This is a genomic window from Lentibacillus kimchii (genome assembly GCF_055381965.1).
Genome location: NZ_AP043934.1, coordinates 2,405,828 through 2,429,429, shown reverse-complemented (window position 1 = coordinate 2,429,429; position 23,602 = coordinate 2,405,828). Strand labels below are relative to the sequence as shown.

The window sequence follows — 23,602 nt, the reverse complement described above, 5'->3', positions numbered from 1 at the left end:
TTTTCAATAAAAAATTGGGAAAAAATGCAGACCCACATAATGAAAAATAGTCTTATAAATACTTATACTGCAATCAGGCGCGTTTATTGAATAAGCGCATAAGAATGAGCGGTTTATGGCGGAATGGCTTTTTACCAAGAAGCATTGCTATTGGTTAATGTAATTTTCGGTATTCTTGAAATATGTATTTTCCACACAAAGTAAAACGTTCATGTGCCTATTATAAGAATCATCATGACTGTTTACTGTTACTTCTGTTGCTCTCATAAAGCCAACTAAATTCTTCGCTGATGTTCCTCAGCTGCAGCTCAGCCTCCCGTTGTCGTTTAATGAACCGTCGTATATGACCAGACCCTTTAAACGATTGTCCGTCTGTTAGTGGATAACGCATACATGATCCTAGTATAATATAGGAGAACCTGCCACTTATTAAAAAAGGAGCTTTTAACGATGCACAGCGATAATGAAAAAACTGCACTGCTGGTCATGGACATAGAAAATGGCATTGTATCACGTTACGCCGAAAATGGGGAGGAGCTGTCCCCGGTTCAACAAGCCGTGGCGGCCGCACGGGAAAACAATATGCAAGTGATTTTTGTGCGCGTTGGATTCAGCGAGGGTTATCCTGAGGTCAACCCGCGAAATCCGGCATTTACAAGAATTGCTGAAAACGGGGGCATGACGTTGTCAGATGAAGGCACGCAGATACACGAATCTGTTCAGCCCCAGGAAAATGAACCTATTGTCACCAAGTATCGGGTGAGTGCCTTTGCCGGCAGCAATTTGGAAATGATCCTGGAAGCTTTGGATATTAAGACGCTCGTTTTAACTGGTATTGCCACAAGCGGTGTCGTGCTATCGACATTGCGGGAAGCGGCGGACAAAGACTTTTCACTCAAGGTGTTAAAAGATGCGTGTCTTGATGGTGATCCTGACGTACACCGCGTCCTGACTGAAAAGGTGTTTCCGCAGCAGGCAGATGTCCTTTCAGTTAACGAATGGGCTGAGACAGTGAATTAAAATGGCGGGGATCGCAGTAACGAGTTCAGTTTTGACGGAGAAAAATGCTAATAACAGCATAAATAGTACACTAATTAGCGTATCTTCCAGCAAGCTATTAACAGTATAAATATCATACAGAGAACGCACAGAATTATTTTCTGTGCGTTTTAATGTAATTTTATTGTGTTAGGCAACAAACGCAACCGATTGTGTAAGACAGTTAAATCGTTAGTATATGGAAATTTGGTATTTTAGATGTTGGTCGAATGGTCTTTAAAAAAGATATAATAAGCTAAATATAAAAAGAAAAAACCGCCAATCAAACCTATTATATTATTCCAATAAAAATAAGGGTATTGGAATTAAAATTAAATAAATGAATCAATTTCATAATTGCTCTTATTAAAAACGCAAAGACCTGCAGAATTTCTAATGTGTATTTTTTTAAAATTCCTCTAAGCAGCCTGCTGCTGCTTTAACGCGGCATCAATGCGGTCTGCGGCTAATTTCGATGCATTATACATCAACGTAACGATATCAAAATGGATCTGAGCGCGTTTCCCTGAACGATGGCGAACATTGTTGAGCTGAAAGAATTCCTTTAAATAGGCATTGACACGTTCAACGGCTGATCGGCGCTTGTAGATGGTGTTCCAAGCTTTAGAGCCCCGTGCCGGGGCTGTGTATCGCCTGAGGTCTTTAGTGATTTTCATCTTGAATACTTTCTGGCATATGTCTTCATGGGCTAAAGGGCAGTCTTTGCATTCCTTTGGGTTTGTGTACTTCAGGGTTTCATGTTTGGCATCGTAACTTTCATAACGGTACGAATGTTCACGGAAACATGTTGGGGCAAAATATTTATCAAACCCTATGGGTTCCGATTCATTGCGTTTATTATAGGCAATGATAGATTGCTGGCCCATTCGATAGACCTGCGTGTAAATCGGTTCAAAATCATAACCCGCATCCATCGTCTGATAACGCAAGTTTGAAAGAGGCAAGCGTTCATTCATCCCCTTCAATAAAGGAATTGCGGCTTTTCCATCATTTAGATTTCCTGATGAGAAAAGGGCCTGTAAAATGTATTGACTTGATGTGCCGACAGCCAGATGTCCTTTATAGCCAAACCAGAATGTATTTTTGCCTTCGCTGTTTTTCTTGATCCCCCATTGGGGATCCCGGGGAACACCGTCTCGAAGTTCTGTTAAAGATGCATCCAGTTGAGCTTCGATTTTCCTGTCATAAAGAGGCAGATTCGCTTCTTTCTCAGCTTGTTCCTGGAGCCATTGGTCACGCTCTTCCCTGGATTTACGGCCGCGTTTTTTCGGTTCCGGCTTTGCCTTTTCTTCTTTAGGCGGGGCCTGATCACGTGCTTCGAAATGAGTCGCATCGATGGCGACTGTATCATCAGCGATAAAGCCTTCGGCAATGGCTTGAAGAACAACTTTTTCCTGGGCCTTTTCCAATGCATCTGACTCGCTCAGCTTGGTTAAAAGGCGGGAATAGGAAGCTTCCGAAGGAATCTTGTCTGAAACCAGAAATCCACAATTCAATTTGAAGGCAATATCATCATCTAAGCGTTTTTTCAGGTCTTTTATGGTTGGGATGCGTTCAACATACCGAATGAAAACGGAAATAATCATCGCTGCAACATTCAGCTCTTCAGGCGCGCCCAAACGGGATTTTTTAGCCATGTCGTGATAAATGGCATCCAAATCAACGGCGGAAATGATCGCCTCATACTTTTGGGTAGGTTCCATGTCATAAAGTTCTTGGATGCTAAATAAGCTTGGTTGTCGTATAATAGTCATAGGAAGTATTCCTCCAATCTCTATGGATGTTTTAGTTCAACTACCATTATACAAGATTTGGGGAGGTACTTCCTTTTTTACGTTTTTAAGTCCTTGCGCCGCAAGGGCTATGAATTATGAAATTCGCTCAAATAATCCCCCAAAAGATTCTTTGTTTTTTCGGCATCATTAGGAATCATCATCTTTTCTTTCCCTTAAGGAAAAAAGAAAAAGGAATGGAAAACAACCACATATTATAAATATGACTCCTGTCAAAATGCCATCTGTTGTAGAAAACCCTTCACTAAACGAGGTGAGAGTGCCAACGATAATACTAATTAACGCTAAAGTGATAAATGAAATCACTAATCCCTTTTTAGCAGATTTTTTATTACTTTCGTGATCTACACTAACATTCATTGATAAAAATGCCAGTACGATCGTTGAAACTATAAATACAATCCAAAGGGGATCATCTTTCATCCCGTCCATACCTTCTGCAACAAAATCATATCCTAAAATGCCTATGATACCAATTGTTTGAACAGCATATGCTATCCTTATTTTTTGCAAGTTTTTTGATATGAGTCGTTCATCAGTGGTCAATGACAAAAATGCTAATATAACTGTTGATGCTATAAATACAATCCACAAGGGATTTTCTTTTACCCCAATCATTCCATTGGTTATAAAGTTATACCCTAATATAGCCACCATACCAAGTGTTTGAAGGGCATAGATAATACGTATGTTCTTCAAATTTTGCATTATTAAACGCTCATCATTTATTCTTTGTATCTTCACTTTCTTATTCCTCCCTATCTATCCAAAAAACATCATCTAAGGTTTTATTTACCGCATAGCAAATATTAAGACACAGTTTTAAAGTTGGATTATATTTCTCTTTTTCAATCAAACTAATTGTTTGCCGAGTAACACCTGTTTTCTCAGCTAATTGTTGTTGAGTTAAGTCAACCTGGACACGAGCAACTTTCAAATTATTCTTCAATGTTTTGGCGCACCTCCTATTTATATAGTAACATATATTTTACATTATTCAATATATAAATTACTTAAATCAATGTATACATTACATCTGAACATAAAAATAAGCCATCTCTGTAAGATACCTTTGAAATATTAGTGTGATTTAATTGTTATGGACAATCTGGCCCGATTATGGCACATCGCTATGCCACAAACGTGCCCGTTTCTTGAGCAATAATATCATTCAAAAAGGCGCTCGTCTTTATCGCTTAATTTAATACTAAAAGTAAGAAATGGAACGAAAATTAGACTTAGATATCCTAGTGTAAATAACTTTTGTGTTTTTATAGAAATATATTGTTTTTCCCCGCAGTTGGGGCAACTTTTACCGTTCTTTGAGAATCCGGGCGATAAGATTTCTTTGGTTTTCCATTTATAATTACAGTAGGTGCACCGTGGCATTAAATCACCATAACGCTAGCTTCCATTACCTTTTAGCTGTAGTAATTTTATAGGGCTGATGCCAATATAAATAATGATGCTAGGTATTTGGGGGTGGAAGACTAGTGAATTCAAAAAAGTTAAAAGGCATCATGCCGTTGCTGTTGTTATGTTTGGTTTTGACTGCTTGCGATGAGCTGAAGCTGGGCGATACGTTCACACTAGATAGGACGGCTCAGGGTGGTATGACGATCAGCTCCAAGGAAAGAATAGCTGAAAAGACGCAGGCCCTTCAGGAAAAGGGTGGCGCCGATGCTGTAGAGGAATATCTCGATCTTAGCGAAATGGCCAGTTTTAGTAGCGGGACTGTCGTAAGAGTAACAGACTTCAGTGATGATATGGTTCAGATCCAAAACACGAAGCCGAAAGCGAATGGGATGAAAATATGGCTGGCTAAAGAAAAATTGAAAAAAGTGATGTAATCCGAACGGTGAACGGGTCTATCGGACATTTTTATTGACATTGATAATCATTTTCAATTATCATTAAACTCGAACAGTTAGTCGACAGAGAAGGATAGAAGGAGACGACCGCTATGATAAAAAAGATTTTTCCGTTCCTTTTATTGCTTGTCCTTGTGCTTAGCGCCTGCGGGAGCGGCGATTCCAGTGATGAAGCCAGTGATCAGGCAAAAGAGCAGGGAAATGAGAATCAGGATGAACAGGCAACCAGAACGTACGAGTCGCAGAACGGTCCAGTTGAGGTGCCGAAACACCCGGAACGCGTTGTCGTGCTTTCAACCTATGCCGGTGATCTAGCGTCTCTCGGTGTTAATGTCGTCGGAGTTGATAAATGGACGAAACAAAGCTCCGTGCTGAAAGATGAATTAGGCGATGCTGAGGTGGTGTCCAGTGACAATCTGGAGGGCATCATTGATTTGAATCCCGATTTGATTGTTGGCCGGGAAGGGGCAAATACGAAAAACTTGGATAAGCTTAAGGAAATCGCGCCAACCGTTACCTATGAATACGGCAAGTTAGACTATTTAGAGCAGCATATCGCTATCGGGAAGTTAGTGAATAAAGAAGACAAAGCGAAAGAATGGGTGGAAGATTTCAAACAGCGAGCCGAGAAAATCGGCAATAAAATCAAAGATAAAATTGGCAAAGACGCGACCGTTTCGGTTATGGAAAACTTTAATAAGCAGTTCTATATAGCCGGTCAAAACTGGGGACGCGGCTCGGAAATAGTGTATCATGCCATGGATTTGACCATGCCTGATAAAGTGAAAAAGGCAACTGAGGAGAATGGCTATCAGGAAATTTCCACAGAAGCTGTGCCTGAGTATGCCGGGGATTACATCGTGCTGAGCCGGGCGCCGGGTACGGACAGTGCATTCCAGAACACCGAAACTTAAGAAAATATCCCAGCCGTGAAAAATGATCATGTGATTAAAGTCAATCATAATATCTTTCAATTCAATGATGCAATCAGCCTTGATTACGAGCTGAACGTATTTAAAAAAGCATTTCTTGGCGAATCCTGATATCTAATGGAGCAGCTTTTCCTTGTGAAAGAAGGGAAAGCTGCTTTTTTTGTGCTGCAGCTCTTGTTATGACTTTTAACCAACTGCACCAGGAAAATTGTTCAAAAAACTGTCATTGCTATTTGTTAAAAATGGAATTATTATAAAAATGTAACCATTAAATGAATCGGGGAGGGACGACAATGAAAAAAGGTTTATTGGCCATGCTGGCGCTGGGACTGGTACTGTTTTTGGCAGCTTGTGGCGGCAGTGACGACAGCGAAAGCAGTGACAGCAGCGACAGCAACGGGTCTGAGGAAACAGAAACTGACAGTGGTGATTCAACCGAAGCATCCGGCAGTTCATTAGATATAACAGCTACCGACTTTGAATTTAATCAAGACGAATACACGGTATCTGCAGGTGAGCCTGTAGACATCTCGCTGACAAGTAAGGAAGGAACGCACGGCTTAGCTATTGATGAATTCGACGTCAACATTGAAGGTGAAGGTGAAGCATCATTTACACCTGAAGAATCAGGCGAATATACCATTTACTGCAGTGTCCCTTGTGGAGAAGGACACTCCGACATGAAATCAACATTAGTAGTTGAATAACATCTTAAAATCAAGAAGCTGTTCTGAACGAATGGCTTCTTAATTTTTTACATAAAGGCGTCCGGAAAAGTCATCATACTTCCGGATGCCTTTTTTCATGAGCCGGCCGTTTTTCGGCCATAATGGACATAAACGGTAGTTCAATGTACTACACAAAAACGTTAGATTGACATATATACATTAGGGGGGTATAGTATGAAGTAAGGAAACAAAAAGAAGGTGACCTAGTTGGATGAGGAAATGAACGGCATGCAGTCGGATAAACAGCCTGTTATGCCGCGCACAGATAAGGAAAAAGATCAAATGACCAATCGGCTGAATCGGATCGAGGGTCAGGTGCGCGGTCTTCAGAAAATGATTGAAGAAGACCGTTATTGCATCGATATTTTAGTACAAATCTCTGCGGTCCAGGCAGCTTTAAATAAAGTGGGTTACACCGTCATGGAGCGTCACGCAAAAACATGCGTCTCTGATGCGATACAGTCTGGAAATGGTGACGAATCCATTGAAGAACTCATGAAGGTGATTAAACAGTTTGCTAAATAGGAACGGAGGTGACTTATATGGAACAGAAAGAATTATCGGTAGATGTCACGGGTATGACCTGTGCCTCATGTTCAGCACGCATCGAAAAAGTCCTAAATAAGATGGATGGCGTCGATGCGCAGGTTAACTTGGCGACGGAACATGCTAAAATCCAGTATGATACGGCGAATGTCGAGCCGCAAGAGCTTGTCGGCAAAATTGAAAAGCTTGGTTATGGCGTCGCTGCGGAAAAGGTAGAACTTGATGTTCAGGGGATGACGTGTGCTTCCTGCTCGAGCCGGATTGAAAAAGTTCTGAACCGGACGGAGGGCATCGACGCCGCCAGCATTAATCTGGCGACCGAATCAGGAACGGTCTCCTATGAACCCGGCGCCGTGTCGCTTGATGATATCATCGGCAAGGTGCAGAAACTGGGCTACGATGCTGTCGTCAAACAAGGTCGCGGCGGACAGGAAGAACGCAAGGAAAAAGAGATTAAATCCAAAGAGATTCATCTTGCTATTTCGGTTCTGTTAACGCTGCCGCTTTTTTATACCATGCTGGGGCATATTGGCCTCCCGGTACCTGCATTGTTTGAAAATATGTGGTTCCAGTTCGCGCTTGCAACCATCGTCCAGTTTTATATTGGCTGGCCATTTTACAAAGGGGCCTACACAGCCCTTCGCAGTAAAAGCGCCAATATGGATGTCCTGGTCGCACTTGGGACATCGGCTGCGTATTTTTACAGTGTTGCTGGCATGATTGCATCTCTCGTGACCGGCAGTACGCCCGAGCTCTACTTTGAAACGAGTGCCATGCTGATCACGCTGATATTGGTCGGCAAGTTGTTCGAGACATTGGCCAAAGGACGTACAACGACGGCCATTAAGTCTCTCCTGAATCTTCAGGCAAACGAGGCCACTGTCCTCCGAAACGGGGAAGAAGAAAGCATTCCCGTTGAAAATGTGCAAGTTGGCGATGCGCTTATCGTTAAGCCGGGTGACAAGATTCCGGTTGACGGACGTATCGATGAGGGGCAAACATCCGTTGATGAGTCGATGATTACCGGCGAATCGCTGCCCGTTGAAAAAGATCAGGGAGACCAGGTGATTGGCTCCACGATTAATAGAAACGGCCGGCTGCAGATGACAGCCGAAAACGTCGGGGAAGATACCGCATTGGCTTCGATTGTTAAAACGGTTGAAGATGCGCAAGGGTCAAAAGCACCGATCCAGCGTATGGCCGATAGAATATCGGGTATTTTTGTTCCCATTATTGTCGGCATTGCTGTTGTGACTTTCTTGGTCTGGTATCTTTTAGTTGATCCGATGCAGTTAACGCCGGCGCTTGTTGCCTCCATCGCGGTGCTGGTTATCGCCTGTCCATGTTCACTTGGCCTTGCGACACCAACATCGATTATGGTCGGCACAGGCAAAGGAGCTGAACAGGGCATCCTCTTTAAAGGGGGTGAATACCTGGAAAGAACACAAGCTGTCGATGCTGTATTACTGGATAAGACAGGAACGGTCACCAAAGGCAAACCGGAAGTAACGGATTTCTTATCGTTCACACCGGATGAGCAAGGACTCTTGGAAACACTCGTTGCAGCGGAAAAAGGTTCTGAGCACGCGCTGGCCGGGGCCATTGTCGCTTACGGTACTGAAAATGGCCTGGAAGCAGGTACAGCTGATGATTTTGAAGCGATACCCGGTCATGGTATTAAAGCAACAGTAGGCAATAAACCAGTCGCTATCGGTACCCGCCGATTGATGGAACGCGAGGATATTGATGTTGCGGCACACGATGATGACATGACCAGATTGGAAGCAGAAGGCAAAACTGCCATGTTTATCGCTGTATATGGTGCTGTGCAAGGTATTGTGGCTGTCGCAGATACGGTTAAGGATACGTCCAAGCAAGCCATTACAGACCTTCACAACCTGGGTATCGACACCTATATGATAACCGGCGATAATCAGCGAACCGCCGAAGCCATTGCGCAGGAAGTCGGTATTGACGGGGTATTTGCTGAAGTCCTGCCTGAAGGAAAAGCAGACAAAGTTACCGAACTGCAAAAACAAGGCAGAACTGTTGCCATGGTTGGGGATGGCATCAATGATGCGCCTGCCCTTGCGACTGCTGATATCGGCATCGCGATTGGCACAGGCACCGATGTCGCTATCGAATCAGCTGATATTACGCTGATTGGCGGTGACCTTGAAAACCTAAGCAAAGCTGTCAGCCTCAGCCGCAAAACGATGCGCAATATCCGTCAGAATCTGTTCTGGGCTCTGGCTTACAACTCAGCTGGTGTGCCGATTGCAGCACTCGGATTACTCGCACCATGGGTGGCCGGTGCAGCGATGGCATTCAGTTCCGTATCTGTTGTGACGAACTCACTGCGCCTCAAGCGCGTACAAGTATAAGTTATCGGGACTGGGACAAAAGACAAGAGTCATAAGCCCGCTCCGGAAATAGACGCCGCTTTCCGCGGGCGGCTGGTGAGCCTCCTCGTGCTTCGCACTCCGGGGTCTCACCTATCCTTTGCTCCCGCAGGAGTCGGCGTCTTTTCCTCCGCTGAGCCGTAGTTTTGTTCATCTTGGGGGCTGGTCACTTAAATTCTGTCCCGGCCCCGACAAATATCAAAAAGGAGTGTGTACTAATGGCACAAATACAATTGAACGTAAAAGGCATGGATTGTGGTCATTGCAAGACAGCGGTTACGAATGCATTGGAAGAACTGGACGGTGTGACATCCGCCAATGTATCCGTTGAAAACGGGACAGCGGACGCCGAGTATGATGATTCCAAAGTAACCTTTGATCAAATGAAAGAGGCTATTGAAGATCAAGGCTATGATGTTGTAGCTTAAGTCCATGACAAGGCTCTTGATCGGCTGCCCTGATCAAGGGCCTGTTTCCTTAATGGGAATGCCGGTGATGGAAAAGAATAATGTACCGGAATAAAAGATGTTATCCAACTGTGAATGTCATCATCTTTGTTGTCATTCACTTTTTTATAAAATACTACATACGGTACGGTGGTATCATAAACATTGTCTAAAGAGGTGAAAAACATGTCAAATCATGATAACCACAGCCAACATCATCATGATCATCAGGATCACACCCAAGAGACACATAACCAGCATCATGATCACGAAGGTCATGGTGGCCATGATCATCACGATCACGGAGATCACCACGCTCACATGGTAGAGGATTTCAAAAAACGCTTCTGGATTTCTATTGTTGTAACCATTCCAATTCTTCTGCTGTCTCCGATGCTTCAGAGCTTTGCTGGGGTGGATTGGAGCTTCCCATTTGATCAGTATATTGTATTTGTGCTGGCGACATTCCTATTCTTTTATGGCGGCTGGCCGTTTATTACTGGCGGGATCAGCGAACTGAAAGAGAAGAATCCAGGCATGATGACCTTGATTGGTCTTGCCATTCTCGTGGCCTATGTTTACAGTTCGATGACTGTTTTCGGCTGGGAAGGCAGTGATTTCTTCTGGGAGCTGGCTACATTAATTGATATTATGCTGCTCGGCCACTGGATTGAGATGAAATCAGTTATGGGTGCATCAAATGCTCTGGAAGAACTGGTTAAACTCATGCCGAATGAAGCGCATAAACTTGATGAAGATGGCAACACGACCGATGTTCCGACATCAGAATTACAGCAGGGGGATCACGTACTGATCAAGCCGGGTGAAAAGATACCGGTTGACGGTACGATTGATGAAGGTCAATCGGCTATTGATGAATCCATGCTCACCGGGGAATCCGTGCCTGTTGAAAAGAAACAGGATGATGAAGTCATAGGCGGATCCATTAATAAAGAGGGGTCGATCAAAGCTACGGTCGAGAAAACGGGGGAAGATTCCTATCTGTCGCAGGTCGTAACGATGGTCAAAGAGGCGCAGGAATCCCAATCCAGAACGCAGGATCTGACCAACCGTGCGGCCAAATGGCTGTTTTATCTTGCGCTTGCTTCCGGCTTTATAACATTGTTTATCTGGATCGGACTGGGTTATCCATTTGACACGGCTTTGGAGCGGATGGTGACAGTGATGGTCATTACGTGTCCGCACGCACTTGGACTCGCAGCCCCATTGGTGGTAGCTGTGTCAACGTCTATATCAGCCAAACGTGGTCTGTTAATCCGCAACCGGGCTAATTTTGAAGGCGCGCGTCAATTGAATGCCGTTGTTTTTGATAAAACAGGCACTCTGACACAAGGCGAATTTGGCGTGACGGAAGTGATTGCGAACAACGGCTATGAAAAAGATGATGTTTTGACATGGGCTGCCAGTCTGGAGCAAAACTCCGAACACCCGCTTGCGACCGGTATGGTCAGCTCAGCGATGCAGCAAAATCTCGAACTTAAAACAATCGAAACCTTTGAATCCATTACCGGTAAAGGCATCGAAGGGACGATTGAGGACCGCAAAGTTAATGTTGTCAGTCCCGGCTTTGTCCAAAACAGTCATATGACGTATGACCAGGAAACATTTGAACAGCTGTCCGGTGAAGGGAAAACGGTCGTTTTTGTCCTGCTGGATGATGAATTGATCGGCATGGTTGCCCTGGCCGATATGGTGCGGGAAACAGCGAAAGAAGCTGTTTCATCACTCAAACGTAAAGGTATTGAGACCATCATGCTTACTGGTGATAATCAAAAGGTTGCCGATTGGGTTGCCGGTCAGCTCGGCATTGATGAGGTTTACGCCGAAGTGTTGCCTGATGATAAAGCTAATCAAGTGAAGACGATCAAAGAGAAAGGCTGGAAGGTGGCCATGACAGGCGATGGTGTTAATGACGCACCTGCACTTGCGACAGCGGATCTAGGCATTGCGATTGGCGCCGGAACGGATGTCGCCATGGAATCGGCTGACGTTGTCTTAGTCAAAAGCAATCCGAATGATGTGGTATCACTGATGGAGCTGTCCCGAAAAACATACCGCAAAATGATTCAGAACCTGTGGTGGGCAGCCGGCTATAATATTGTTGCGATCCCACTTGCCGCTGGTGTATTAGCGCCGATTGGCATTATCCTCAGCCCCGCCGTTGGAGCTGTATTAATGAGCCTGAGCACCATTGTTGTTGCGATTAACGCTAAATTGCTGAAAGCCTAATGAAAAGATGCCCTGAAGCCTATATAGCTTCAGGGCATGTTTTGTGCGATGTTTTTTAAGGCGGCGCATAACTGCATAAAATAAATGTTTTTTTAGCAGCGTGGTTATGCAAAAAAAGAAGCTATTCTTTTAGAACAGCTTCTTGAATTCAATGAGTTATTCAACAACCAATGTTGATTTCATATCTGAGTGTCCTTTACCACACGGGACACTGCAGTACATGGTATACTCGCCTGGTTCTTCAGGTGTGAAGCTTGCCTTACCCTCACCTTTTATGTTCACGTCAAATTTATCAATGGCTAGGCCGTGATTGCCTTCCTTGCTTGTCAGCGAGATGTCGACCGGCTCACCCGCAGATACCGTGTATTCGTCTTGATCAAATTTCCAGTTGGTTGCTGCTATATCCAATGAGTTGCCGGATGCTTCACTTGAATCACCACTATTTTCTTGTGTTTTTTCGGATCCATTACTGTCACTGCTGCCACTATCGTCATTGCCGCTGTCGCCACCGCCGCAAGCTGCAAGAAACAGAGCGATTCCCAGCACCAGCATGACCAATAAACCTTTTTTCATTATAGTACCTCCTTAACGTTTAAATACTTTAACAGTTATAATATCTGCAATAATGTCGTTTTTATGAGAAAACCATTCAATCTTTTTAACATCTGATCATAAAAAACGCCTTTATGCTTTGATCGGCATAAAGGCGTTTTTTATTTATAGTTTCACATGTTTTTATTCGGGCATGCCCATGATAGCCTTAGGTTCAAGGTATTCTTCAATGCCGAAATCGCCCCATTCGCGGCCGATACCGGATTGTTTGAAGCCGCCGAATGGCGCTGAATAGTCCGATGGTGCCGCATTGACCGTGATTTGGCCGGCGCGGATACCGGTGGCTGCTTTTCTTAGAGCCTCTGGATCCTTGCCTGCGACATAACCAGCCAGGCCATAAACCGTGTCGTTCGCGATCTCAATAGCATCATCAAGCGACTCATAGGTGATGATGGTGGTAACCGGGCCAAAGATTTCTTCCTGCGCAATGGTCATATCATTGCTTACATCGGTGAAGACGGTCGGTTTGGCGAAATAGCCCTTGCTCACGCCTTCAGGGTTGCCGGTTCCGCCTGCGAGGACTGTGGCGCCTTCATCGATGCCTTTCTGAATATAGCTTTGGACGCGGTCCTGTTGTTTTTTCGCAACGAGCGGTCCGATCTGGTTATCCTGTTGTGGATCGCCAACGGCCAGTTGAGCCACTTGTTCTTTCATTTCTGCTTCAAATGATGCTTTCATGTTTTTCGGCACAAGCACGCGGGTAGCGGCTGTGCAGACTTGTCCGGTGTTCATCGTGATATTGGATACCGCGATGCCGGCTGCTTCTTTAATATCCGCATCATCCAGCACAATCAGCGGTGACTTGCCGCCCAATTCGAGTGCGACTTTCTTGATATCTTTTGCTGCGTTCTCCATCACTTTGCTGCCGGCGATACCTGAGCCTGTATACGAGACGAAATCGATATCGGGATGTGAACTGATGGCATTGCCAACTTCTTGACCCGTGCCATTGACCAGGTTGAAGACGCCTTTTGGCAGGCCTGCCGCTTCAAAGATCTCAGCCAGAATCATCGCAGCATATGGCGTGATTTCTGCTGGTTTTAAGACGACAGTGCTTCCGGCCGCAAACGCACTTGCGATTTTAGTCGACGTCTGGTTGGTCGGGAAGTTCCAAGGGGTGATCAGTCCGCTGACACCGATAGGCTCTTTCATGATGGTTGATTTCTCACGTTTCTCACTAAAGGAGAAGTTCCGCAGTTCCTCAGCTGCCTGTTTAAAGTGGGAATAGCCCATCATAAAATGAACGTTTTCCGATACTTTAAGCGGCGCGCCAAGCTCTTCGGTCATGACTTCGATCAGCTCATCCTTGCGCTTGGTATACTCATCAGCAATTTTCTCTAACAACTCAATGCGATACTCACGGGATGTCTGGGCAAATGAAGGGAAGGCGCTGCGTGCTGCTTTAACAGCCTTATCCAAGTCTTCTTTTGTACCAGCGCTGATATGGCCCATAACTTCTTCCGTCGCTGGGTTCATAACCTCCATCGTCTGTGAACCAGTCGATTCAACCCATTCCCCGTTTATATAATGCTTCAGATTATCGCGCATAATCATGATAGCTCCTTTTGTGTAAAAATCTATTTTCACGGCAATACCGTACCAATCCGCAGCACAGGTTGGTACAGTATTGTCTTTAAAATGTGTTTCACAGGGTATATACCCAACTTACTCACTGTGGTAAACATTTGTTTATCGACTCAGTGAGTGGCATGCGTGTGGTATGATGGAGGGAAAAGGAGGAAATAATTTATGAATTCAAAAAACCTTGTAACAACATTTGAAAATGCAAGACAGTATTTTCCGGCGTTGTCCGATGACGTGGATCAAAACAAACTGTCTTATTTCGATAATTCAGCTGGTACACAAGTTTCTAATTATGTAATCGATAACATCACGAATTTCCTCATAAACCATAATGCTCAGAAAGGAACCATTTTTAAGCGGGAAGAATGGATGTCGCAGAAAATTGTGGAGGCGCGTCAGTTGGCTGCTGACTTTATAGGAGCTAAGGATCATACGGAGATAGCTATCGGCTTAAATGCCTCAACCTTTTTTCAAATGCTAGGCTATGAACTGGGTCAGGATCTTGATGCGGGCGACCATGTCATCGTAACGGATACGGGACACTGGAGTAATATTGACCCGTGGCAGGCACTGACTGATAAGGGTGTTCATGTTCATGTCTGGCAGCCGGACAGTCATGGCAATCTGGATTATGAACAATTCGGAGAGTTATTGACATTAGCGCCGAAAATCGTTGCGGCAGGCTGGGTATCGAATGCGACAGGCACCATTTTTGATATGAAGAAAATAACGAAAATGGCGCATGAAGCGGGTGCTCTTGTCATTGCAGATGCTGTGCAGCAAGTACCTCATCTTCCGACAGCAATTAAGGATGCGGATGTTGATTTCGCTGCTTTCTCCAGTTACAAAATATTCGGCCCCCACTTAGGATTCTGCTACTTTAACAGGGATCATCTGGACCGGCTTGATGGCTATAGAATGCGAGATAGCTTAACGCATGATGCGACAGCATTTGAAATTGGCACTCAGAATCATGAGGGGATTTTAGGTTTTAAAGGTGCTATGGATTATCTGTCTCAGCTCTACAATGATGCCCTGAGAAATGGCCTTTCGGAGCAGGAAATCCCGTTATCTCCAGATGTGAGTCCGAAGCGGCAGGCGTTATACAGTGCTATGTATTGGGTGAAGGAATATGAACAAATGCTGTCGGATTACTTTTTAGAGCAATTGGAAAAACTGCCTCATGTTGAGTTGTATGGCGAATGGTCCAGAGATAAATTGGCGTCCAGAGTGCCGGTTTTTTCGTTTAATTTAGAAGGCTGGCGGCCAGAAGAAATCGGCGAAAAATTAGATGGCTTTGGTATCGAAGCACGCACAGGCAATTTTCATAACGCCGTCGTTAAGCATTTAGCAAAACGATTTAACGGGTCGGCTGTCCGTATCAGTATGATTCATTATAATTCATTTGCAGAGATTGACTATTTATTTCAATGTCTAGAGCAAATGGTGACTGATCACGTTGAGAGTGGATCTTGAGTCAATCATCCTGTTAATTATTTAAATCGAGTCGATAATACCTCCTGTACAAGTTGACAAAATTTTAAGATAAGAACTATAATTAGACTATTACTTTAAAAATGTCAGTTATTTTAAACTATTTTGATATATCTTAAAAAGTAATGAATACTTACAGGAGGAGGCGTTTTTATGAATGCGATATGGCTGGCAGCATTTGGATTTATTGCATTTTTTGTAGGTTATCGCTATTATTCTAAATTCATTGCGACGAAAATTTATAAACTGGATCCTAAGTTTAAAACACCAGCGCATGAATTCGAAGACGGGGCCGATCATGTCCCCACGAACAAATTTGTCTTGTGGGGTCATCATTTCACCTCGATTGCGGGGGCTGCCCCGATCGTTGGTCCTGCCGTTGCAGTGTTCTGGGGCTGGCTCCCGGCACTGCTGTGGGTAGTTGTCGGAACGATTTTTGCGGCCGGCGTGCACGATATGGGTGGAATCGTTCTATCAGCGCGGCACAAAGGTCAATCGGTGGGAACAATTGCTCAGCGTTTGATCGGACAACGGGCTAAGGTGCTGTTTTTATTTATTATCTTAATTCTATTGATTATGGTCATTGCGGTTTTTTCCTGGGTGATCGCCAATCTTTTCGTCGGCTTTCCATCCAGCGTGCTCGCGATTTTCATTCAAATGCCTATAGCGGTCTGGATCGGCGTCTCCGTTTACAAGAAAAAAGGCAGCATGCTCGTGCCGTCGCTGATCGCGCTTTTGGTGATGTACGGGGCCGCCATAGTGGCGAACTATGTGCCTGCACTCCAAATTGACTTAATCAGCTATTTCGGTGGTGCGGATAACGACGTGGCCTTTGGGTTGACCGGGCATTCAATGGCATTCTTAATCTGGATTGTGGTCTTGATGGTCTATGTCTATATTGCTTCGACCATGCCGGTTTGGAAATTATTGCAGCCGAGGGATTTGATTAATTCCTATCAGCTGGTGGTCGGTTTGGCGATTTTATATTTAGGCTTGTTTTTCTCACAGCCAAACATCCAGGCGCCCGCAATGAATGGCGATGTGAGCACCCCTTGGTTTCCGCTGCTCTTTGTCACGATTGCCTGCGGTGCGATTTCCGGCTTTCACAGCCTGGTCGGATCAGGCACGACAGCCAAACAATTAAATAAAGAGCCAGACGCCCGCTTTGTGGGTTATTTAGGCGCTATTGGTGAAGGAGCCTTAGCCTTAGTTACCATTATTGCGGTCATTACAGGATTCGGTTCCGAAGGTGAATTCCTCTCTGCTTATACGGATTTTAATACAGCCAATGGTATTGGGCTGGATAACTTCGTCAGCGGTGCTGGTGCATTGGCAACGGGTGTTGGCATTCCGCCGGGATTGGCCGAGACGATTGTATCGATTATGGTTGTCAGCTTTGCCGCGACAAGCCTTGATACTGCCGTCAGACTAACACGCTATATCATTGCAGAACTCGGTTATGACTATAAGATTCCGTCCTTAACGAATGCGCATGTTGCGACCTCTATCGCGGTTGTATTAGGTGCGGCACTGGCCTTGATTCCACAGGGACCCAAGGGATTTGGCTCAGGTGGCTATCTGCTCTGGCCGCTGTTCGGGACGGTGAACCAGCTTTTGGCCGGAATTACGCTCATGCTCGTTTCCATCTGGTTAATCAATAAAGGACGAAATGCCTTGCCCGCCCTGATTCCGATGGGATTCATGCTGATTATGACGATCTATGCCATGACGCGGCAGCTCCTCTTTGACTGGATGGGCATTGGCGGCAGTGAAAGCCTCGATCCGTTATTGGCTGGTTTGGGAGCCCTTATTCTAATCTTTACGATTTGGGTGATTATCGAAGCCATTCGGATTTTCTTTACAAACAGACCCAAAAACAATGATTTGCAATATTACAATGAAAAGTAATTGAACTATAGTGACATACAATGAGGTTTAGAATCGAAAACATCAGAATTCCCATTTTCTTGTGCTATCTGCGCTGGAAATGGGAATTTGTCCAGGCTTCCCTTCTAAATTAAACGAATATTTCCTTCATAAGTGTAAAAAATAGCTTTAACGAATCATTCTGGAGGGAATTTATCATGGAAACAAACCACAATACGAAATTGACATCTGCCGAACATTCCCAGCTTTGGATAGGCTATATGCAGGATAGTATGTCTATCCGTACTTTGAGCTACTTTTTGCAAACCGTTGAGGATCCAGATATCCGCCCCGTCATCCAGCAAGCTTTAGATCTTTCTCAGGCGCACATTCCCAAGGTCGCCGCTTTATTCCAATCCGATAACCGCCCAGTTCCCATTGGGTTTTCCGACCAGGATGTCGATTTAAATGCGCCTCGTTTATTTTCCGATGAATTTATGCTAAATAATGTGAAGCAAACAGCGCAAATGGGAATGCAAATGTATGCGCAAGCCATCGCCCATAGTGCACGTCAGGATGTTCGGAATTATCTCTCTGAAGCCCTGAATGAATCCTCTCGGCTCTACGATCAATCGCTTGATGTTTTATTAGCCAAGGGTATTTATGTTCGTGCGCCTTATATCGATACGCCGGATCAAGCTAGTTTTGTTAACCAGGAAAGCTTTATGGCCGGGTGGTTTGGGGAACAAAGGCCATTGACCGCATTAGAAATCGGAAACCTGTATGCCAATATACAGCGAAATTCACTGGGGTCTCATTTATTAACGGGATATGCGCAAACAGCCCATTCGAAAAAAGTGCAGGATTATCTAAAGCGTGGCCGTGATATAGCCTCCAAGCATGTACAAACCTTTACCCAAACGTTACAAGAAAATGATCTCCCTGCGTCTGCACCATGGAACGATCCTGTAACGGACTCGACTGTCGCCCCTTTCTCAGAAAAATTAATGATGTTCCAAACGTTAGTGACAAATTCAATTGGGTTTGCCTATTATGGAACCAGTGCATCCACCTCGCTGAGACGTGATCTCCCCGCTCTTTACAGCCGATTAATGGCAGAGATCGGGAAGTATGTTAATGATGGAGGCGAGTTAATGATCGACCATGGATGGCTGGAAGAGCCTCCGCGAATGATTGACCATGATGAACTCATGAAAAACAAACATTAATTATAAAATCAGCTGGATTATATATGAAATAGGCAAGGGACGTTAGCTTCATATCAAAAATAATCCAGCTGCTGTAACGTATGGTCAATTGAAATCACGTTCATGTGCCTAGCATCTAGTCAATAAATTGTTTGTTGACGAGGTCACTGAAGTCTGGTTGTTCTTTGAGGAATTGCAGGTCATAGGATGAATCGCCGAATGCCTGGATGGTATTAGCATTAATGTCGGATTCAAAGTCTATGCGTTCCCATGCGCTTTCCATAACATCGCGCTCGAGTTTTTGGCCGGTGATATCATCTATAGCATTAATCGTCATATCAATTGCCTCATCGGTATGGTCATTTGTATAATCAATTGATTCCTGATGTGCATCAATCAGACTTTGCACCAGTTCTGGATCATTGTCTGACAGCTCGGAACTTGTTACAAAGACTGCAGCCGGAAGCGTCTCTCCGAAAGAGATGTCATCAGAATCAATCACGACATTCGCATTTTTTTTGGATTCTAAAACAGATCCCCATGGCTCCGGTGCTGTCGCAACATCGACATCATTATTTTCAAACATCGTCGTATATTGAGCCGGCTTTCCCGTGACATGATTCATCGTGCCACCTGTTCGTTCTGATGTCACGCCTAAATCTTTCATATACGTCTCAAACTGAACATCGTGCGTGCAGCCGACACGCGGCGAGATGAACGTATCTGAGTCAATATCCTGCGCCGTCTGAATGTTACTGCCATCACGGGAAACAATGACCGTCCCTCCGGTTGATGATGCCGCGATCATTTCAACATCCACACCGGAAATATAATTGTTCATAGCCGGACCTGGTCCGACAAGGCCGCCTTCGATTTCACCAGCTGCAAGAGCTGTCATGAATTCGGAACCATCCGGAAATGTCTGATAGTCCACATTGACATCATCACCTAAGTGGTCTTCATAAATGTTCTTTTCTTTGGCAATCATAGCAGGCGCATGATTGAGATTCGGAAAATAGCCAATTGTCACTGTTTGTTCAGCCTCTTCTGAACCTGAGGCTGTTGAATCATCGCCGCAGGCTGCCAAAACCAGAGTCAAACCGATCACAGCGACTCCCAGTAGTTGTTTTTTCACGTTTAAAAACTCCCCTCTTTTTAAGATACTTCGCTCATCATTCCCCAGCGTGTCAGGATCTTTTCTTCAACCCGGTGAAAGACTAATTGATCAACAACTGACCCAATCACCCCTATGATGATAATAATCCCGATAACGAGACTCATATTATTAAAATCCGACGCGTAAGAAAGGGTGTAGCCAAGACCCGGACCGGAACTCATCAGTTCAGCTGCCATTAAGGCACGCCAGCTGAACGCCCAAGCAAGGCGCACACCGGTAACCGCATGCGGGATCGCTGCCGGAAAGATCACGCGCCGGAACAGATCTGCCCCGTTAGATCCCATGGTGCGGGCAGCCTCTAAATACATCGGATCAACATTTTTGACCCCTGTGCGCATATTCATCGTCATCACAAACGTTCCCCCGATGACCACGACGAAAATAATGGAGGTCTCACCAAATCCGAACCAAATAATCGCAAGCGGTACCCACACAATACTCGGCACACTTTGTAAAGCGAGTATCATGGTGCCCAATGTTTCATCGACTGTTTTCACGGTTGCTAGTAACAACCCTAAACCCGTTCCTATCGCAATCGATATCACAAGGCCGATCAATAAATGACGGAAGCTCGCCAACAGATCATAAACAAGCGTCATATCCGCAAAACCTGAATAAAGCGACTGATAGACTGCATAAGGGCTTGGAATCATGGATTCAGGCCAAATACCGATCAGCACAATCACTTCCCATAACACGAGCAGCATCAGAAAGAACACGAGACGTTTAATGATGACTCGCATCGGACAACGCCTCTTTCATAACGGTATTGATTTCACTTTTTAATAAACTCGAAATCTCTGTTTCTAATGCTGCCATATCTTCTTGGTTTCTTGGACGGGTCAGTTCAACCCGCTTATCTGCCATAACGGTGCCTGGCCGTGCACCCAACATAATGATCCGGTCAGATAATTTAACCGCCTCACGAATGCTGTGCGTTATAAATAAAACCGTCTTGCCTGTTTTTTGCCAAATCCATTCAACCCAGTCCTGCAGAACAATCCTTGTTTGTTCATCTAACGCACCAAATGGTTCATCCATGAGCATTATTTGCGGGTCCATAGCAAGCACCCGGGCGATGGCTACGCGCTGCTGCATACCACCGGACAATTCATGCGGAAAATGATCCAGAAAACCACTCAGCTGCACCATTTGTAAATATTCCTGCACACGTTCGAGCTGTTCTTGTTTCGGCATCGTTTTTCTCAGCGGAAATCGGACATTATCCCGGACATTCAACCAAGGAAACAGGGCTGGTTCCTGAAAAACGACACCCCGATTTGGGTGTGGTCCGGTAATGGGATTGCTATCTAAGGCTATCGTTCCGGATGATGGATGCTTGAGACCGGCGACCAGGGATAATAGCGTTGATTTTCCACATCCCGATGGTCCAAGAATCGAAACAAAAGACCCTTCTTCAATCGTCAGGTTAATATCATCAAGCACGGTCAGCGGCGGTTTCTTTTTCTGTTCAAACTGCTTCGTAAGCCTATCAATCTGCAGATCCATCGATGACCTTCACTCCTTTAACCTCATAATTCCTATAAATTTAGTAAGATTTAAACTGTATTGTAGCACGTTACCCATCCTTTGCCAACTGTTTTTTATATAATTCTGACTAACGGTGTATTTTTAAAATATGTCTGATCTGGAAGGATAGAAACAAGGATCCTATACCCAAAATAGCCATTACTCGGGTTTCTGACAGGAACAACTTATGAAGGAATCTTGTCTTTACAGGAAGCGAGAAGTAAGCTAAAATCAGGCCAAAATCATAGTAAAATGATAGGGAAAAAGGGTTATAGTGAAAAAAAGGGGGAGAAGGTGATGAAAAAACGAACAAGTTTCTTCCAAAAAATTCTGGATGCGATCGAACGGGTTGGCAACAAACTTCCGGATCCGTTTATCATATTTGTCATACTAGCTGTATTAATGCTGTTTGTTTCCTTTGTCTTCAATTTATTCGATGCGTCCGTCGTTCATCCCGGTACGGGCGAGGAAGAACCGGTCAAAAGCCTTCTTTCCGGAGAAGGTCTGCAATTTATTCTCACCTCCATGATTGATAACTTTACCGGTTTTGCGCCGCTTGGCATTGTTATCGTCATGATGTTGGGGATTGGACTCGCGGAAAAGGTTGGCATGCTTGATTACGCCATCCGCAAGACCATCATGAAAGCACCGGGCGCCTTGCTGACGTATTTGCTTGTCTTTGTTGGCATTATGGGTAATCTTGCTGCAGATGCCGCCAATGTGCTGATACCGCCCCTGGGTGCGCTTGTCTTCTATAAGGTCGGACGTCATCCGCTCGCGGGACTGGCAGCTGGTTTTGCCGGTGCCGGTGCGGGATTTACGGCCAATTTGGCGATAGCAGGGACCGACGCGGTATTGTCTGGTCTAACAACGGAAGCAGCTTCAATTGTGAACGAGTCTTTTGTCGTGACACCGGCAGACAATTGGTTTTTTAACATCTTTTCGACTCTTGTATTGACGGTTGTCGGCGGATTAGTGACGTCGCGCGTTATTGAGCCGAGACTGGGAACGTATGACGGTGACGCAGCTGAAGAGGAAGAGGAGGAAGAATTGCCTCATGCCAAAAGAGGGATCGTCCTCGCGCTGATAGCGGCTTTAGTTTATGCGGCGATCATTTTTGTTTCGCTTATTCCGCATGACAGTCCGCTCCGCGGGGAGAATGGAAGTATTACCAACTCGCCGTTTCTCGACGGGATTGTTCCGCTGATCTTTTTCCTTTTCGTGATCATGGGGGTCACGTTTGGCATGACAGTCGGGAAGATCCAGAAAAGCAAAGACGTGAGTCACTACATGGGCGAGGCGATGAAGGATATGACGAATTTTATCGTGCTCGCATTTGCCATTGCGCAGTTTGTTGAATTCTTTTCCTGGTCGAACATGGGCGTTTGGGTGGCTGTTCATGGTGCCAATTTCCTGGAATCCATCAACTTCACCGGTTTTGGACTTGTGGTCGGCTATATTATTTTCACCGCTATCATGAACTTATTCATTACCTCCGGATCAGCTAAATGGTCGATTGAAGGACCCATATTTGTGCCGATGTTTATGCAGCTGGGCTATCACCCTGCATTTACGCAAATCGCCTATCGTGTGGCCGACTCGTCCATGAACATCGTGACACCGCTGTATCCTTATATGATTATTGTGCTGTCGTTTATGCAGCGATATGATAACAAGGCGAACATTGGAACATATATTTCCTTGATGCTGCCTTATTCGATCGCATTTCTCATCAGCTGGATTATATTACTGGCCATCTTCTATTTCACAGGCATGCCTTATGGCCCTGGGGTGCATACGTTTATGTAATGAGGACATAGATCATTCATTTTTGATAAGGCCTCCATTGAAAAAATGGTGGATGATCGGGCTACTAGCAAACATCAAATAATCCCTCATGCACCTGCTAAGGTGCATGAGGGATTATTTTTATGGTTATTATCAGAAATGTCTTTACAAGGGGCAAGGCGTAAGCTATAATCAAGTCATCGTTTAATTCCAAGTAAAATGATCGGAAAAGAAGGGATGGTGGATCGAAGGTTTTTGTGCTTGTATTAACTGTTGATTTTTCGCTGAATCATTTAGCAGGTACAGACAAAAGATT

At 44.8% G+C, this 23,602-nt stretch carries 20 protein-coding genes and 2 pseudogenes; 12 read left to right on the top strand and 10 right to left on the bottom strand.

The window, feature by feature from the left end; genetic code table 11:
• Positions 1 to 150 precede the first annotated feature (150 nt).
• Positions 151 to 285: pseudogene (locus ACZ444_RS12740) on the bottom strand (protein rep); the annotation flags it as partial.
• Positions 286 to 450: 165 nt separating this feature from the next.
• Here ACZ444_RS12740 and ACZ444_RS12735 point away from each other — a divergent pair.
• On the top strand, positions 451 to 1,020 hold the full coding sequence (locus ACZ444_RS12735) for a cysteine hydrolase family protein (RefSeq protein WP_382359484.1): 570 nt from the start codon (positions 451 to 453) through the stop codon (positions 1,018 to 1,020).
• A 437-nt stretch (positions 1,021 to 1,457) separates the two neighbouring features.
• Here the strand turns inward: ACZ444_RS12735 and ACZ444_RS12730 are convergent, their stop codons facing one another.
• From ACZ444_RS12730 to ACZ444_RS12715, 4 genes are all read right to left on the bottom strand, one after another.
• Complete coding sequence (locus ACZ444_RS12730) at positions 1,458 to 2,813, bottom strand: IS1182 family transposase (RefSeq protein ID WP_464433229.1); 1,356 nt, start codon at positions 2,811 to 2,813, stop codon at positions 1,458 to 1,460.
• A 168-nt stretch (positions 2,814 to 2,981) separates the two neighbouring features.
• Complete coding sequence (locus ACZ444_RS12725; protein WP_382359003.1) at positions 2,982 to 3,596, bottom strand: hypothetical protein; 615 nt, start codon at positions 3,594 to 3,596, stop codon at positions 2,982 to 2,984.
• Between the two features lie 4 nt (positions 3,597 to 3,600).
• Positions 3,601 to 3,801, bottom strand: a complete 201-nt coding sequence (locus ACZ444_RS12720; RefSeq protein WP_382359005.1) for a helix-turn-helix transcriptional regulator — start codon at positions 3,799 to 3,801, stop codon at positions 3,601 to 3,603.
• A 218-nt stretch (positions 3,802 to 4,019) separates the two neighbouring features.
• Entirely contained in the window at positions 4,020 to 4,241 is a 222-nt protein-coding gene (locus ACZ444_RS12715) for a TIGR04104 family putative zinc finger protein (RefSeq protein ID WP_382359007.1), read from the bottom strand.
• Between the two features lie 104 nt (positions 4,242 to 4,345).
• Here ACZ444_RS12715 and ACZ444_RS12710 point away from each other — a divergent pair, with 104 nt between their 5' ends.
• The 7 genes and pseudogenes from ACZ444_RS12710 (at position 4,346) to ACZ444_RS12680 (ending at position 12,027) form a co-directional block, all read left to right on the top strand.
• Positions 4,346 to 4,702, top strand: coding sequence for a hypothetical protein (locus ACZ444_RS12710; RefSeq protein ID WP_382359009.1), 357 nt, complete (start codon positions 4,346 to 4,348; stop codon positions 4,700 to 4,702).
• A gap of 113 nt (positions 4,703 to 4,815) precedes the next feature.
• Positions 4,816 to 5,766 (top strand): annotated as a pseudogene (locus tag ACZ444_RS12705) (iron-hydroxamate ABC transporter substrate-binding protein).
• A gap of 182 nt (positions 5,767 to 5,948) precedes the next feature.
• A complete protein-coding gene (locus tag ACZ444_RS12700) occupies positions 5,949 to 6,362 on the top strand; it encodes a cupredoxin domain-containing protein (RefSeq protein ID WP_382359012.1) in 414 nt (137 codons plus the stop codon).
• A 249-nt stretch (positions 6,363 to 6,611) separates the two neighbouring features.
• Positions 6,612 to 6,908: a metal-sensing transcriptional repressor gene (locus tag ACZ444_RS12695; protein WP_382359103.1), complete on the top strand. Its 297-nt coding sequence runs from the start codon at positions 6,612 to 6,614 to the stop codon at positions 6,906 to 6,908.
• 17 nt (positions 6,909 to 6,925) lie between these two features.
• A complete protein-coding gene (locus ACZ444_RS12690; protein WP_382359015.1) occupies positions 6,926 to 9,313 on the top strand; it encodes a heavy metal translocating P-type ATPase in 2,388 nt (795 codons plus the stop codon).
• A gap of 236 nt (positions 9,314 to 9,549) precedes the next feature.
• Positions 9,550 to 9,759 carry a copper chaperone CopZ gene (gene copZ, locus ACZ444_RS12685; protein ID WP_382359017.1) on the top strand — a complete coding sequence of 70 codons (210 nt, stop codon included), beginning with the start codon at positions 9,550 to 9,552 and terminating at the stop codon, positions 9,757 to 9,759.
• Positions 9,760 to 9,963: 204 nt separating this feature from the next.
• On the top strand, positions 9,964 to 12,027 hold the full coding sequence (locus ACZ444_RS12680; RefSeq protein WP_382359020.1) for a heavy metal translocating P-type ATPase: 2,064 nt from the start codon (positions 9,964 to 9,966) through the stop codon (positions 12,025 to 12,027).
• 156 nt (positions 12,028 to 12,183) lie between these two features.
• On the opposite strand, the gene ACZ444_RS12675 is transcribed toward ACZ444_RS12680, so the two are convergent.
• Complete coding sequence (locus tag ACZ444_RS12675) at positions 12,184 to 12,600, bottom strand: cupredoxin domain-containing protein (protein WP_382359023.1); 417 nt, start codon at positions 12,598 to 12,600, stop codon at positions 12,184 to 12,186.
• A gap of 162 nt (positions 12,601 to 12,762) precedes the next feature.
• Positions 12,763 to 14,187 (bottom strand): aldehyde dehydrogenase family protein, encoded by a 1,425-nt coding sequence (locus tag ACZ444_RS12670; RefSeq protein WP_382359026.1) that lies wholly within the window; start codon positions 14,185 to 14,187, stop codon positions 12,763 to 12,765.
• Between the two features lie 201 nt (positions 14,188 to 14,388).
• Here ACZ444_RS12670 and ACZ444_RS12665 point away from each other — a divergent pair, with 201 nt between their 5' ends.
• From ACZ444_RS12665 to ACZ444_RS12655, 3 genes are all read left to right on the top strand, one after another.
• Entirely contained in the window at positions 14,389 to 15,699 is a 1,311-nt protein-coding gene (locus tag ACZ444_RS12665) for an aminotransferase class V-fold PLP-dependent enzyme (RefSeq protein WP_382359029.1), read from the top strand.
• Positions 15,700 to 15,870: 171 nt separating this feature from the next.
• Positions 15,871 to 17,625 (top strand): carbon starvation CstA family protein, encoded by a 1,755-nt coding sequence (locus ACZ444_RS12660; protein ID WP_382359032.1) that lies wholly within the window; start codon positions 15,871 to 15,873, stop codon positions 17,623 to 17,625.
• 176 nt (positions 17,626 to 17,801) lie between these two features.
• Positions 17,802 to 18,812 (top strand): DUF3231 family protein, encoded by a 1,011-nt coding sequence (locus ACZ444_RS12655; protein ID WP_382359035.1) that lies wholly within the window; start codon positions 17,802 to 17,804, stop codon positions 18,810 to 18,812.
• A gap of 115 nt (positions 18,813 to 18,927) precedes the next feature.
• Here the strand turns inward: ACZ444_RS12655 and ACZ444_RS12650 are convergent, their stop codons facing one another.
• The 3 genes from ACZ444_RS12650 to ACZ444_RS12640 are packed head-to-tail and all read right to left on the bottom strand — an operon-like array spanning position 18,928 to position 21,477.
• Positions 18,928 to 19,926 (bottom strand): aliphatic sulfonate ABC transporter substrate-binding protein, encoded by a 999-nt coding sequence (locus ACZ444_RS12650; RefSeq protein ID WP_382359038.1) that lies wholly within the window; start codon positions 19,924 to 19,926, stop codon positions 18,928 to 18,930.
• Positions 19,927 to 19,946: 20 nt separating this feature from the next.
• Complete coding sequence (locus ACZ444_RS12645; protein WP_382359041.1) at positions 19,947 to 20,711, bottom strand: ABC transporter permease; 765 nt, start codon at positions 20,709 to 20,711, stop codon at positions 19,947 to 19,949.
• Entirely contained in the window at positions 20,695 to 21,477 is a 783-nt protein-coding gene (locus ACZ444_RS12640; protein WP_382359044.1) for an ABC transporter ATP-binding protein, read from the bottom strand. The genes ACZ444_RS12645 and ACZ444_RS12640 overlap by 17 nt, the downstream gene beginning before the upstream one ends.
• Positions 21,478 to 21,795: 318 nt before the next feature.
• Between ACZ444_RS12640 and ACZ444_RS12635 the strand changes: the two genes are divergently transcribed.
• Positions 21,796 to 23,307, top strand: a complete 1,512-nt coding sequence (locus tag ACZ444_RS12635; RefSeq protein WP_382359047.1) for an AbgT family transporter — start codon at positions 21,796 to 21,798, stop codon at positions 23,305 to 23,307.
• Positions 23,308 to 23,602 lie beyond the last annotated feature (295 nt).

What these genes read in the sequence shown, in the direction of transcription:
- copZ (WP_382359017.1), top strand. Translation starts at nt 9,550, where the DNA reads ATGGCACAAATACAATTGAACGTAAAAGGCATGGATTGTGGTCATTGC.
- ACZ444_RS12715 (WP_382359007.1), bottom strand. Translation starts at nt 4,241, where the DNA reads ATGCCACGGTGCACCTACTGTAATTATAAATGGAAAACCAAAGAAATC.
- ACZ444_RS12660 (WP_382359032.1), top strand. Translation starts at nt 15,871, where the DNA reads ATGAATGCGATATGGCTGGCAGCATTTGGATTTATTGCATTTTTTGTA.
- ACZ444_RS12665 (WP_382359029.1), top strand. Translation starts at nt 14,389, where the DNA reads ATGAATTCAAAAAACCTTGTAACAACATTTGAAAATGCAAGACAGTAT.
- ACZ444_RS12675 (WP_382359023.1), bottom strand. Translation starts at nt 12,600, where the DNA reads ATGAAAAAAGGTTTATTGGTCATGCTGGTGCTGGGAATCGCTCTGTTT.
- ACZ444_RS12695 (WP_382359103.1), top strand. Translation starts at nt 6,612, where the DNA reads ATGCAGTCGGATAAACAGCCTGTTATGCCGCGCACAGATAAGGAAAAA.
- ACZ444_RS12730 (WP_464433229.1), bottom strand. Translation starts at nt 2,813, where the DNA reads ATGACTATTATACGACAACCAAGCTTATTTAGCATCCAAGAACTTTAT.
- ACZ444_RS12635 (WP_382359047.1), top strand. Translation starts at nt 21,796, where the DNA reads ATGAAAAAACGAACAAGTTTCTTCCAAAAAATTCTGGATGCGATCGAA.
- ACZ444_RS12670 (WP_382359026.1), bottom strand. Translation starts at nt 14,187, where the DNA reads ATGCGCGATAATCTGAAGCATTATATAAACGGGGAATGGGTTGAATCG.
- ACZ444_RS12680 (WP_382359020.1), top strand. Translation starts at nt 9,964, where the DNA reads ATGTCAAATCATGATAACCACAGCCAACATCATCATGATCATCAGGAT.
- ACZ444_RS12700 (WP_382359012.1), top strand. Translation starts at nt 5,949, where the DNA reads ATGAAAAAAGGTTTATTGGCCATGCTGGCGCTGGGACTGGTACTGTTT.
- ACZ444_RS12655 (WP_382359035.1), top strand. Translation starts at nt 17,802, where the DNA reads ATGGAAACAAACCACAATACGAAATTGACATCTGCCGAACATTCCCAG.
- ACZ444_RS12645 (WP_382359041.1), bottom strand. Translation starts at nt 20,711, where the DNA reads ATGCGAGTCATCATTAAACGTCTCGTGTTCTTTCTGATGCTGCTCGTG.
- ACZ444_RS12640 (WP_382359044.1), bottom strand. Translation starts at nt 21,477, where the DNA reads ATGGATCTGCAGATTGATAGGCTTACGAAGCAGTTTGAACAGAAAAAG.
- ACZ444_RS12690 (WP_382359015.1), top strand. Translation starts at nt 6,926, where the DNA reads ATGGAACAGAAAGAATTATCGGTAGATGTCACGGGTATGACCTGTGCC.
- ACZ444_RS12735 (WP_382359484.1), top strand. Translation starts at nt 451, where the DNA reads ATGCACAGCGATAATGAAAAAACTGCACTGCTGGTCATGGACATAGAA.